Origin of the sequence: Acinetobacter sp. WCHAc060042, from assembly GCF_003231195.1 — a bacterium.
Lineage (GTDB): Bacteria > Pseudomonadota > Gammaproteobacteria > Pseudomonadales > Moraxellaceae > Acinetobacter.
This window is the reverse complement of record NZ_QKVN01000064.1, coordinates 1-12,695: the sequence shown is the minus strand read 5'-3', so window position 1 is coordinate 12,695 and position 12,695 is coordinate 1. Positions and strand designations below refer to the sequence as shown.

Genomic DNA, 12,695 nt, shown 5'->3' with positions numbered 1-12,695 from the left:
ATTTAGGCAAAGCTTTTAAACCAATACAGTTGCCATTTTTCCACCATGACCCTTCGGCATATTGGTCTAAAGAGCCAACAGCTAAATACCATTTAAATTTGCCGTCAGGTTCTAGTAGAAGCTCAGAACCAACCTCCATAACGCCCTGCAAATAATAATGTCCAGCCCAAGCCTGAGCTGAATCTAGAAACTTTACTTCCTGACAGGATGTTTGATTTTCATCATTGCTCTTAGCATAAAGCGAGGTAGTGCAGGATAGGGCGATCATGCAGAGTAGTTTTGAAATTGGTGTATGCATTTTTATAATCTCTTGATCTATTTTTTCATCTTGCTTTATTTTTAGCATAAATAAACCCGACACATCGAGATGAATCGGGTAAGTTGTTTCAAATCTAATAGTTACTGTTCTAAATAAGGGTTTTCAAAACCGAGTTTAGCCAAAATTTCAATTTCTATGCCTTCCATTTCTTCAGCATCTGCTTCTGATGTTTCATGGTCATAGCCCATAAGGTGCAAAGTGCCATGGACCAGCATATGAGTGAAATGCGTCAATGGCGCTTTGTTTTGTTCTTTTGCTTCCGACAACACCACAGGAATACAAATGACCAAATCGCCAATGGGAAATGAGTCAAGAATCTGCGCCATTTCATCGGGCAAATCACTCGGAAAAGACAACACATTGGTTGATTTATCTTTGCCACGATATTCCAAATTCAATTTATGACTTTCATCATGGTCAACACAAGCAATACCAATTTCACAGTTACTCTGTGTGCCAATATGACGTAAAACAGTTTCTACAACTTTTTTGAGATAGCCACGTTTCAAGACCAATTCAGGGGCTTGAAAGTCCTGTTGTAGAGAAAGACTCAGTTTCAAAATAGATCCTTAGATAATAAAGCCTACTGACAGGGTTTAGCTGTCAGTAGGCTGTAATTTAATGCTGAGCATCAGCAGCAGCATCATTTTCAGCCACTAAGGCTTCTTGACGCGCTTTGCGTTCAGCACGCGCTTCAGCGGTTAAGCGATGTTGTTCTGCATCCCATCCCTCATAAGCTTCAACAATTTTTTGCACCAGCTGGTGACGTACCACATCACGAGAGTGGAAGCGGGTAATGTGAATTTCTTTGATCTTGTCGATGATGCGTAAAGCATGTGCCAGACCAGATTGCTGACCACGCGGTAAGTCGACCTGTGTGATATCCCCAGTAATCACTGCACGTGAACCAAAGCCTAAGCGTGTGAGGAACATTTTCATTTGTTCAGGCGTGGTGTTTTGTGCTTCGTCTAAAATCACGAAAGAGTGGTTTAAGGTTCGACCACGCATATAAGCCAGTGGTGCGACTTCAATCACCTGACGTTCAATCAGTTTAGCCACTTTTTCAAAGCCAAGCATTTCATACAAGGCATCGTAGAGTGGACGTAAATACGGATCAATTTTCTGGCTTAAATCACCTGGGAGGAAACCCAATTTTTCACCTGCTTCAACGGCAGGGCGAACCAATAAAATCCTTTGAATTTCATTGCGTTCTAGCATGTCAACTGCTGCTGCAACGGCGAGATAGGTTTTACCTGTACCCGCAGGTCCAATACCAAAAGAAATATCGCTTTGTAGAATACGCTGCACATAACGCTTTTGGTTGGCACCGCGTGGATTGATACGACCTTTACGGGTTTGGAGCCACACTTCATCTAAACCAGTGTGCTCTTGCCCATCAAGGTCTTCTTGCAATTCACGGTCAGTCTGACTGCCTTGAATCATGAGGTGTAAGGTGTCGGCACTGATTTGTACCGTATTTTCTGCTTCTTCATGCAGGCGATGAAGCAGACCTTCTGCTCTCTCAACTGCATCCATTTCACCATCGACATAAAATGCATCACCTCGATGGGAAATAGTGACATCTAAACGCTGTTCGATTTGTTTCAAATGACCGTTATAAGCACCGAGCATGCTCTTTAAACGTTCAATTGAAACCCCAGGAAAAGTTACTGTACGTCGAATCGCTGCAGTCAAGAGAATTCCTTTAAGTAGTCAGAATCTATTCTCTTACATTACGCCACGTCAGGCTCAAGATTCAAGAGTTCGCCATAAACAAAATTCAAAGTTTTAATCTCTGTCACTTCGATTTCTGCGAAACGTCCGACCCATGCTGCATCACCAATAAAACTCACATAACGAGTGTTATCCGCCGTACCAATCAGTAGGTTTGGATCTTTATCCGAAACTTTCTCGACCAAAACGCGTTGAATCGTGCCGAGCATGGCATCGGTCTTTTCAATACTCGATTGTTTAATCCACTTTTGGACTTTGGATAAACGTTCTTTTTTCACGTCTTCAGAAGTGGTGTCTTCAAGCTCAGATGCAGGTGTACCTGGACGTTTTGAATAAACAAAACTGTAAGAATGATCGAAATCCATGTCTTTGATAAACTGATAAGTTTCTTCAAAGTGTGCATCGGTTTCACCTGGGAAACCAATGATAAAGTCACTGGATAAATGCATATCTGGACGAACTTTGCGTAATTTGGCAATTTTATCGATATAGACATCAATGGTGTGGTTACGCTTCATGGCTTGCAATACATCGTTTGAGCCGCTTTGTACGGGCAAATGTAGATGCGACACCATTTGCGGTAGATCACGGTAGCATTCAATCAAGTCATCATTAAACTCAAGGGGGTGTGATGTAGTATAACGCAAACGACCAATGCCCGGAATTTCTGCAACAAGACGTAACAAGTCTGCAAAAGTACAGATATTGCCTTCGAAGGTTTCACCGCGGTAACCATTCACGTTTTGACCTAATAGCGAAATCTCACGGACGCCTTTTTCGGCTAAGGTGGCAATTTCAGCTAAAACGTCATCCAGCGGACGAGAAACTTCTTCACCACGGGTGTAGGGCACCACACAGAATGAACAATATTTTGAACAACCTTCCATAATTGAAACAAAAGCCTTGTAACCTTCCACACGCGGTTCAGGTAAAAAGTCGAATTTTTCAATGTCAGGGAAAGAAATATCTACCAATTTGATTTTTTCTTTCTTGGGTTTTTCGATTTGATCAAAGTGCTGATCGAGCATTTGTGGTAAACGGTGCAAGGTTTGTGGACCGAAAATCATGTCGACATAGTTGGCACGTTTTTGAATGTTGTCGCCCTCTTGAGAGGCTACACAACCACCGACACCAATGATCAGGTCAGGGTTTTTGTCTTTCAGCTTGCGCCAACGACCCAGCTCAGAGAACACTTTTTCTTGGGCTTTTTCGCGAATCGAACAGGTATTCATCAGTAGAATATCGGCTTCTTTCGGGTCTTGGGTCAGTACATAGCCGTGTGAGTCGCCCAGTAAGTCTGCCATACGGTGACTGTCATACTCATTCATCTGACACCCTTGCGTTTCGATATACAGTTTTTTAACTGATCCATCGGTGGCTGGGGTGTGCTGTGGCTGGGTGACAGTGTTTTCTGAGGCAGCTTGGGCACTATTTGGAATGAAGGTTTGAACCGTCATGTAGGCTCCTAAGGGGGATGAATCTAGGTTTTTTGTGTCTGATCGGTATCTGTGGCGGCGAAAGCAGGGCTTGGCTAGCGACAAAAATGCTCGATCAAGCACCATTTGAAATCTACGAAAGGCGCATATTTTAGCAGGAAATCTGAATAAACTTATAGCTTTAAATCTGAAGCTAAAAAAGATTGATTTGTGAAGTGAAAATACAGGAAAATTAATATTGTCTAATCATAAGGTTACATAAGAGAACAATAGAGTCTGTTATGAGTTATTAAACTAATCAAAATGATGAGACGAGACTAGGCTATACAAAGATGACAGAAGGCACACCCATGTTAAAACGATTACAGAATAAATATTATCAAGTGTTTGCGTTGGGTGTAGCTGCCTTGGGTTTATCTGCAGCGACACATGCCGCAGATGAACAATTCAATGATGCTTTACGCGCAGCCAATACGGGCAATGTCAGCTTGTTGCAAGAATATCAAAGCAGCATGCAGGGTGATGTCTTGGGCTATTACCCTGAATATTGGCTATTAAACAGTAATTTAGCGTTGCAACCAGCGGCCAATATCGTGGGCTTTGCACAGCGCTATCCTCAGTCCGCGATGGCTGAAAAATTGGCAGCAGACTATATTGAAGAAAAAGTCAAAATGGCTGACTTTACTTCCGCACAGCCAGTATTGGCGTATGTGTCTAATGCAGACCAAGCAGAAAGCTGTGCTATGGCGCAAGTCCGCGCCAAGTCGGGCGACCCTTTGGTTTTCGCCGAATATAAAGATGTTTGGCTCGCGACCAATTCACAGCCTGAGTCATGTACTGGGCTGGGACGCATGATGCTGTCGAGCCCTCTCATGACGGAACAAGACAAGCAACAACGTCTATGGGCGCAGCTTCGTGCAGGGCAGTCAGGTCAAGCGATTGCAACCGCACAGACCATCGGTATGAATTTGTCTTTAGCGCAGCTGAATAGCATTCAAGCTGATCCACTGAATTATCTATGGTCAGCACCGAAAGCATCGGCTGTAGATCAAGCATATTTAATTTATGCCATTGGGCGCTTAGCCGATAGTGATCTAAATACTGCATTGGCTTCGGTAAAGCGTGCTGCAGAGGGTACCCCTGAGTCGGTGCAAAAAGCGTTGTACCGTGCTGTGGGGTATATCGGTGGCACAACTGTCATGAAAAATAATTTTAATGTGGAGGTATTACAAGCCTTCGATCGGAGTTATGGTTTAGCATTGAGTGAAGAAGAAGCCGAAATTTATGCACGCCAAGCCATTCGCTTTGGTGCATGGGAGAGCGTGATTCGTGCCGTTGATGGTATGAGTGTGACGCAAAAACAAGAAGATCGCTGGCAATATTGGTTAGCCCGTGCTTCAGAACAACGCGGTGATGCAAAATCAAAAGCCTTGGCGCGTGAGATCTTCAAAAAATTGTCAGTAGGTGACGATTATCATAACTTATTGGCAAAAGATCGTATTGGACAACGTTATCAGACCATTCCTGCGAATACCCAACCGAGCAATGCTGACATACAACGTTTGAATCAGGATATTCATTTTAGCCGTGCTTTTACACTGCGCAATGTCAACGCACCAGACAATTATGTCAACCGTGAGTGGAATTGGGCGGTCAGACAAGCTTATTTAAAACAAGATGATGGTTTAATTTTGGCTGCTGCTAAACGTGCAACAGAAATGGGATGGTATGACCGAGCAATCTATGCAGCCGATCGAACGGTCAAGCAACATAACTATAGCTATCGCTATGCCATGCCACACCAAAGTTATGTGGTGAGTCACAGTCGTAATGCAGGCATAGATCCTGCATGGGCGTATGGGCTAATGCGCCAAGAAAGCCGCTTTGTCACCCATGCACGCTCGCATGTCGGGGCAGGTGGCTTGATGCAAATCATGCCAGATACGGCAAAATTGGTCGCAAGACAAATGGGTGAAACCTATAATCCAGCCGCACTGAGTGATATGAATACCAATGTACGTTATGGCACTTTCTATCTGTCCATGATCCAAAGTCAATTAAGCAATAATCCAGTGTTGGCGACAGCAGGTTATAATGCAGGTCCGAACCGTGCACGTCGTTGGCAGCCTGAAAATCAAGCCATTGCAGCGGATCAATACACGGAAAGTATTCCACTGACTGAAACCCGAGATTACGTCAAGCATGTGATGAGTAATGCCACGCATTATGGTGTTTTGCTTGGCCAAGGACCACAGTCCATTACTCAGCGCATGCAAAATATTCCTTTTAAAAGTCAATAATAAAGGTCTAGACATTTTATGGTTTTGATGTCACTCCCATCAGTCTTAACGCAAAAACTACTGCAGATGATTGGTAGTAGTCTTGTTTTGGGATTTTTTACGACATCTGCTCATGCTGCACCGACGGTATTTGGTTATGTGATGGAAATTCAAATGACACCCGCCGTGTGTATGTTTGATAACCAAGGCTCGAAAAAACGGAAGTGTCTAGAAGGTTATTCACTCAATATTACGGGTTTATATCCTGAAACCACCACACGGGAGTGTCAGACCAATTCTTCTGCGGTCCTTTCTCCGCTTCAAACCAAAGTCGTGGCGAGAGTCATGCCTGATGAACATGCGCGCCGCCAGTTATGGGCAGAAATTGGCGGTTGTGTGCCGATGAATGCCAGTCAGTATTTCCGTAATGTGATTAATTATGCAGAGCGTTTAAAAATTCCTGCAGATTTGACTTCTTCTGAAAATAAAACCGCACAGCTCAATACACTGCGAGGGCAATTTCAACGTTTAAACCCAGGGCTACCTGCAAGTGGGCTACGTTTTAGCTGTCGGACACAACGACAAACCAACATTTTGACCGAAGTCAAGGTCTGTTATAAACCCAACGGTCAGTACAAAGCTTGTGCAGAGAATATTCAAGAAAACTGCCCAAGTTCCTTTGCGATCAAAGGTTCTTACTAATCTCTTTTTCTAAATTAATTTATATTTCCTATCATACTTTTGTTGGAATTCATTCTCTTTTACATGCATCTGCCAAAGTATTGGAGTACAATCTTTGCCGTTTATGATTATTAAGATTAGATAGAACAGCTATTTAATCATATCTAACGTTCCTCAAATGGAGATAAGTACATGAAGCAACCTGTTCGCGTTGCCGTTACTGGCGCAGCTGGTCAAATTGGTTACAGCCTATTATTCCGTATCGCTAGTGGCGAAATGTTAGGTAAAGACCAACCAGTTATTCTGCAATTGTTAGAAGTTCCTTTTGAGAAAGCTCAAGCTGCGCTTAAAGGCGTAATGATGGAATTAGACGACTGTGCTTTCCCATTATTGGCTGGCATGATCGGTACTGATGATCCTAAAGTTGCATTTAAAGATGCTGACTACGCGTTATTGGTTGGTTCACGTCCACGTGGTCCAGGTATGGAACGTGCTGACTTGTTGAAAGTGAACGGTGAAATCTTCATTGGTCAAGGTCAAGCACTAAACGAAGTTGCTAGCCGTGACGTTAAAGTACTTGTTGTGGGTAACCCAGCAAACACCAATGCTTACATCGCAATGAAATCTGCTCCAGATCTTCCAGCGAAAAACTTCACAGCAATGTTACGTCTTGACCACAACCGTGCCTTGACTCAACTTGCTCAAAAAGCAGGTGTTGCAGTTTCTGACATCGAAGATATGACTGTTTGGGGCAACCACTCTCCAACAATGTATGCTGACTACCGTTTTGCAACTGTGAATGGCGAAAGCTTAAAAGACAAAATCAACGATGCGGCTTGGAACAAAGATGTGTTCCTTCCAACTGTTGGTAAACGTGGTGCTGCGATCATCGAAGCACGTGGTTTGTCTTCTGCTGCGTCTGCTGCAAACGCTGCAATCGACCATATGCGCGATTGGGCTCTTGGTACAAACGGCAAATGGGTAACAATGGGTATTCCTTCTGACGGTTCTTATGGTATTCCAGAAGGCGTAATGTTCGGTTTCCCTGTAACAACTGAAAATGGCGAATACAAAATCGTTGAAGGTCTTGAGATCGACGAATTCAGCCGTGAGCGTATCAACTTCACTCTGAACGAGTTAGAAGAAGAACGTGCAGCAGTTGCTGACATGGTTAAATAATTTAATCGAACTGATTAAGTTGAAAAAGCACTCCATTTCGGGGTGCTTTTTTTATACAAATGTTTTATTGAACAAAAAATAACATGCTGAGATATAGACACAACTGACTAAAAAATAAGCATACCTTAATCTGTAAAGGTATGATCAAGGGCTTGAGGAGAACAATGATGTTTGATCAACAACCGACTTTAGAACTTTTATTTGAGCAATTGGGGCTTGATGCAAGTGCGGATGCGATAAATCAGTTTATTGACACACATCAACTCACTTCAGATGTTCCATTGCATAAAGCACCTTTTTGGTCTAAAGCACAGCATGATTTTATTATCAGCAATTGGAAAAAAGATGATGAATGGTCATTGGTCGTTGACCAGTTAAACGAGCAATTACACACAGAAAATAAACTTTCGGGTTCGTGTCATTTATAATCACAAATTGAAACAACAAACCTAGTTTTAAGACTAGGTTTTTTTAAAAAATACATATAAGTTTATTCAATAACAATTGACAATAGTATTGATAAGGAGGGCGAGATGCTCAATCAACACAAACCATCCTTAGAGCTTTTATTTTCTCAACTGGGACTTGCTAATAGTGCAGCTGCCATTGAGTTATATATTCGTACGCATCAACTACCCGCTCATCAATCTTTACATGATGCAGCGTTTTGGAATCCAGCACAGCGTGCATTACTCATCAGCCATTTGGTGCAAGATGATGACTGGGCGATTATGGTCGATGAACTCAATCAACAACTGCACTTAGATGCTTATAAGCTTCAAACAGCTTAAATGAATGATCACAACTGAAAGCAACACGGTCTTTGAACTATAAAAAACGCCTGATCACAGGCGTTTTTTATTCTTTAGGTGTATAACTTGGATGCCCACATTTTAGTGCAATTTACTTTGTATGAGTTTGATAAACCAATCTTCTTGATGGAAGCTGATAAAAGCGGCATGTTCACGCAGTAAAATGAAATCAAACTCTGTACTTTTTGCATATTTTCCAAGCCAGTGTCGTGCCAATGCAGATTCTTTTCTACTCACAGAGGCGTAGGCCAAAAACAGGTAAATATCACCCTGACCATAGCTGGTCAGTGGTTTTAAAATTTGCTGTGTAATCAACGCAAAGCGATCTTCTTTGGTGATTTCAAAGTACAGCATATATGCCTTAGCAAGATGCAAAGACAAATTGAGGTACAAAGACAGAGGCATTTCCTCAAACTCAATTCGACCTTGCTCAAGTAATACCACCGCTTCTTGTAAAAAGTGGACTTGTTCTTGGCGCAGTTGGCTCAGTGTGACTAACTGTAAGCGCAAATCAGCACGCTCAAGTGCTAATTCAGGGCTATTGCCTTGTAAGTAGAGTTGGTCTGTTTCACCAATACGCTGAATAATGTGTTGACTGTTGGCACGCATCGGTTACATCCTCCTCAATGAATGTTCAGTATATGAGGATGCTTTTTACAATTTAAAGTCTTATTGCCTGAATCACAGAATTGTACTGTCACTCCGTAACCATGCGGTAATTGATAAACGTTGATGTTTGGCTTTTAAAACCTCATGTAGCAAGTCACTTTGAAACAGTGCGATACGATTTGGCTTGGGTTGCAGTACGTGCCAAATGTTATTTTTATCTTGTAGATGAAGCTCTCCTCCCCAGCTGTCTTGCCAGTCTTCATGTAAGTAGTAAACCGCAGAAATCATACGACCATTTTTACCTTGAGGATTATCACGGTGTAGTGCATAAAACTCGCCAGCGTTATAGCAAGCAAAATGCGCTTCGACGTCCCGAATACCAAGATAAAAAGCACGGTTGAGCTCTTGACCTAAGCTGAAAAGGGACTGTACATGTTGATTGGAAATGTGGAGTTCGGGATGTAACCATAAAATGTGATCACTACGGATCTTACTGATGACACCGTTTTGAATAGCGGCTTCACGAAAGCGGTTTAAGTTCGAAGTGCATTCTTCAATGAGTTGATGTACATAGTCATCAGAGTAGGCGTCATCAATGATGGCAAAACCATGTTGATCTAAATCATCTAGGATTTGATCAACATTCCAAGACTTTGGGAGAAGAACTGCTTCCATAACATAAAACCTAAAAGACAAAGAAAAGCCGCTGTTATTCTAGTGTAAGAAAGCTGTCTGAACGAAACTATTTTTCATGCTAAAATACTCATTGATTTTAGGAATAATACAAACATGAATTACCGTCACCATTTCCATGCAGGCAACTTTGCCGATGTCATGAAGCATGTTCTTTTGCTTCAGATTTTGACTCGCCTCAATCAAAAAGATAAACCGTATCGTTATATTGATACGCATGGCGGTGCTGGTAAATATGATTTATCGACTTCAGAAGCACAAAAGTCAGGTGAGTTTTTAAATGGCATCCATCGTTTAGTGAAACTAGATGATTCAATTAAGCGTAATGCGCCTGAAGGCGTTCAGCAGTATTTAAAAATTGTTGAAAAAATGCGTGAAGGTTCAGGTAAAGGTGCCTATCCTGGTTCGCCGTGGTTTGCATTAGAAGGCATGCGTGAAATCGACAAAGCCACTATTTTTGAAATGCAGCGTGATGTATTCCAACAGTTGTATTACAACGTTCGTGATAAACGCGCGGGTTTGCATGAGCGCGATGCGTATGAAGGCTTACTCGGTGTCATTCCGCCTAAAGAAAAACGCGGTTTGGTGATGATTGACCCACCTTATGAAGTTGAACGTAAAGACTTTCCACAGTTAGTTGACCTGATTGCAGCAGCACATAAAAAATGGTCAACAGGGGTCTTTGCGATTTGGTATCCGATTAAAGACCGCGCGATGATTGAACGTTTTGAAAAGAAAATGATTAAAACGGGTATTCGTCGTCAGTTGATTTGTGAAGTATGTGTTTGGCCAGATGACACTCCAGTGGGCTTAAACGGCTGTGGTCTATTGGTGATTAACCCGCCTTGGAAGTTTTCCGAAGATGCTGATGAGGCGTTACAGTGGTTATTCCCGCATTTACGTATGAGTGAAAATGGTGGTCATGCTGCTGTTCGTTGGTTAGTTGGCGAATAAAGACAGACTTAAAGAGAAAAAGGCTACATTAGGATCGACAGAAAATGACAAATATAAATAAACCTGAAAGCGAATCTACTCCACGCAGTGTTCCCAGCTTTGATGGGATCACTTTCGAGGTGGAAGAAGAAGAGCATACACAGGAAGGTCAAAAAGTAAAACGTCGAGGTATTTATTTGTGGCCGAACCTGATTACAACGGCAGCGTTGTTGTCAGGCTTTTATTCCATTATCGCTAGTATGAATGGTAATTTCCAACAAGCGATTTATGCTATTTTCTTAGCAGCATTGTTGGATGGCCTAGACGGCCGTGTGGCACGTGCAATCGGTGCGCAGAGTGCTTTTGGTGAGCAGTATGACTCTTTGTCTGATTTACTTGCCTTTGGTGTTGCGCCAGCGATTTTAATGTATAGCTGGAGTTTGGATTCGCTGGGTCGTATCGGTCTAGCGTGCTGTTTTGTCTATACCGCATGTGCTGCGTTCCGTTTAGCGCGTTTTAATGTGCAAATTGGTGTAGTCGATAAGCGTTACTTTATTGGTGTGGCTAGTCCGCTTGCAGCCATTATCATTATTTCATTGGTTTGGGTCGGGCTCGATTTTCCTGAAATTTTTGATATTCGTGAGCGCGGTATCCAAGCGATCAGCGCTGTAGTGATTGTTTCTGTTGGTCTATTGATGATTTCGAATATTAAGTATTATTCATTTAAAACAGTAGATCGCAAGCGCGTTCCATTTTTTGTTCTGCCGATTGCAGTCTTTATTTTTGCAGCAATGACCTACAATATTCCTGTGGGTATTTTGGTGATTTCCTTGATTTATGCGTTATCTGGATTTGTTACGACATTTTTAGCACGAAGCCAACAAAACCCATGATGAGTTAATAATATGTAGAAGGAGTGCGATATGTGGTTGTTCCAAGATTTTCTCGATCAGTCTAAACAACTTAATCAAACTCCTTCACGGTCTTTGCCTGCCTACCATCCGCCCAATAAGAAATACAAAATCATTCATCAGGCTGTAACCATTCCTAACCTTCCTGCACCATTACATTACTTAAATTTTTTGAGTATGATCGGGCAGCCCAACACGCCTATGCTTCGGAATAACAGTGCGATTCGAACCACAGCACTAGACACAGCAACGGTTCTAGCCAGTAGCAGTCCGCATATGGCAGGTCAACTGAGTCGCTATTCTATTTCTGCTGAATGTGCTTTTGAAAAACAACAATTTAAATTTGCAAACAAAGAACACGTTATAGGTGCATTTCCTAAATTTCAGATTCAACGAAAAGATAGTGAACTAAGCTTTGAGATAGAAGTTATCACCACACCCTTGATTTCTCATTTTACCAAGTTACGTTTTGGCTTAGCTGAACATTGGTCGGTGATGTGTCAGTGTCATGGCGAGGTAAAATACAAAGGACAACACTATGACATAGATCAACTCGGCGCATTTGAATATGGGCGCAGTGTTGACTTTAGTTATGTCCCTTTAGCTTTTTTTACATATCAAATCATTAATCTAGCAGATCAACGTCAGCTCTTATTAGAGCAAATTCGGGATTCATTTAATCGAGTCGTTCAGTCACGGATTTATTTACGTGATTTAAAAAAGCAGCAGACTTCCATGTTTGACCAAATGGTACGCTTTCAAGTTCATCGTGTTTATCCTGCTGTGAAAACGCCAAATGGGCAAAAAATGTATTTACCACGAGAGTTTGAATGGTGTTATCAAGGTGAGCAGGGATATCGGATACATATTTGCGCACAGAGCCGTGGAGACTTTAAGTTTGGCTTAGCAGCAGGTTATGTAGGAAGTTTTAAATATCAAGTCAAAATTGATAACTATGAAGAAAATGGTGAAAGTGGCTACTGTGAATATGTCGACTGTCGTGCTTTAAAGTGGCAAGAACATAACTCACAAGAAAAAATACGCAATGAAATAGGAGAAATTGTTCCCTTTTCACTCAAGAAATAAGAAAAAAGTAATATTTTGCTGAT

The 12,695-nt window shown here is 42.0% G+C and carries 14 protein-coding genes; 8 read left to right on the top strand and 6 right to left on the bottom strand.

What is annotated here, in order from left to right; all coding sequences use genetic code 11:
* From DPG01_RS17490 to miaB, 4 genes are all read right to left on the bottom strand, one after another.
* Nucleotides 1-298 (bottom strand): hypothetical protein (locus DPG01_RS17490; RefSeq protein ID WP_110975926.1); only part of this gene is annotated, 298 nt, incomplete at its 3' end.
* 101 nt (nt 299-399) lie between these two features.
* Nucleotides 400-879, bottom strand: a complete 480-nt coding sequence (gene ybeY, locus DPG01_RS17485) for an rRNA maturation RNase YbeY (RefSeq protein ID WP_062032462.1) — start codon at nt 877-879, stop codon at nt 400-402.
* 58 nt (nt 880-937) lie between these two features.
* On the bottom strand, nt 938-2,014 hold the full coding sequence (locus DPG01_RS17480; RefSeq protein ID WP_062032459.1) for a PhoH family protein: 1,077 nt from the start codon (nt 2,012-2,014) through the stop codon (nt 938-940).
* Between the two features lie 38 nt (nt 2,015-2,052).
* Nucleotides 2,053-3,510 (bottom strand): tRNA (N6-isopentenyl adenosine(37)-C2)-methylthiotransferase MiaB, encoded by a 1,458-nt coding sequence (miaB, locus tag DPG01_RS17475; RefSeq protein ID WP_110975925.1) that lies wholly within the window; start codon nt 3,508-3,510, stop codon nt 2,053-2,055.
* A gap of 311 nt (nt 3,511-3,821) precedes the next feature.
* Here miaB and DPG01_RS17470 point away from each other — a divergent pair, with 311 nt between their 5' ends.
* The 5 genes from DPG01_RS17470 to DPG01_RS17450 all read left to right on the top strand — a co-directional run bounded on the left by DPG01_RS17470 (nt 3,822) and on the right by DPG01_RS17450 (nt 8,419).
* On the top strand, nt 3,822-5,789 hold the full coding sequence (locus DPG01_RS17470; protein ID WP_086208919.1) for a lytic transglycosylase domain-containing protein: 1,968 nt from the start codon (nt 3,822-3,824) through the stop codon (nt 5,787-5,789).
* Nucleotides 5,790-5,855: 66 nt separating this feature from the next.
* A complete protein-coding gene (locus DPG01_RS17465; RefSeq protein WP_228146990.1) occupies nt 5,856-6,470 on the top strand; it encodes a ribonuclease I in 615 nt (204 codons plus the stop codon).
* Between the two features lie 171 nt (nt 6,471-6,641).
* On the top strand, nt 6,642-7,628 hold the full coding sequence (locus DPG01_RS17460; RefSeq protein ID WP_086208917.1) for a malate dehydrogenase: 987 nt from the start codon (nt 6,642-6,644) through the stop codon (nt 7,626-7,628).
* A gap of 167 nt (nt 7,629-7,795) precedes the next feature.
* Nucleotides 7,796-8,056 (top strand): DUF2789 family protein, encoded by a 261-nt coding sequence (locus tag DPG01_RS17455; protein WP_086208916.1) that lies wholly within the window; start codon nt 7,796-7,798, stop codon nt 8,054-8,056.
* Nucleotides 8,057-8,161: 105 nt separating this feature from the next.
* Nucleotides 8,162-8,419 carry a DUF2789 family protein gene (locus DPG01_RS17450; protein WP_086208915.1) on the top strand — a complete coding sequence of 86 codons (258 nt, stop codon included), beginning with the start codon at nt 8,162-8,164 and terminating at the stop codon, nt 8,417-8,419.
* Between the two features lie 102 nt (nt 8,420-8,521).
* Here DPG01_RS17450 and DPG01_RS17445 read toward each other — a convergent pair whose 3' ends face one another.
* Complete coding sequence (locus DPG01_RS17445; protein ID WP_086208914.1) at nt 8,522-9,049, bottom strand: hypothetical protein; 528 nt, start codon at nt 9,047-9,049, stop codon at nt 8,522-8,524.
* Between the two features lie 72 nt (nt 9,050-9,121).
* Nucleotides 9,122-9,724 (bottom strand): 2OG-Fe(II) oxygenase, encoded by a 603-nt coding sequence (locus DPG01_RS17440; RefSeq protein WP_110975924.1) that lies wholly within the window; start codon nt 9,722-9,724, stop codon nt 9,122-9,124.
* A gap of 114 nt (nt 9,725-9,838) precedes the next feature.
* Here DPG01_RS17440 and DPG01_RS17435 point away from each other — a divergent pair, with 114 nt between their 5' ends.
* Genes DPG01_RS17435 through DPG01_RS17425 form a run of 3 tightly spaced genes read left to right on the top strand, consistent with a single transcriptional unit; the run spans nt 9,839 to nt 12,672 of the window.
* Complete coding sequence (locus DPG01_RS17435) at nt 9,839-10,696, top strand: 23S rRNA (adenine(2030)-N(6))-methyltransferase RlmJ (protein WP_086208912.1); 858 nt, start codon at nt 9,839-9,841, stop codon at nt 10,694-10,696.
* Between the two features lie 44 nt (nt 10,697-10,740).
* Nucleotides 10,741-11,568: a CDP-diacylglycerol--serine O-phosphatidyltransferase gene (gene pssA, locus DPG01_RS17430; protein ID WP_086208911.1), complete on the top strand. Its 828-nt coding sequence runs from the start codon at nt 10,741-10,743 to the stop codon at nt 11,566-11,568.
* Between the two features lie 30 nt (nt 11,569-11,598).
* On the top strand, nt 11,599-12,672 hold the full coding sequence (locus DPG01_RS17425) for a DUF6670 family protein (protein WP_110975923.1): 1,074 nt from the start codon (nt 11,599-11,601) through the stop codon (nt 12,670-12,672).
* Nucleotides 12,673-12,695 lie beyond the last annotated feature (23 nt).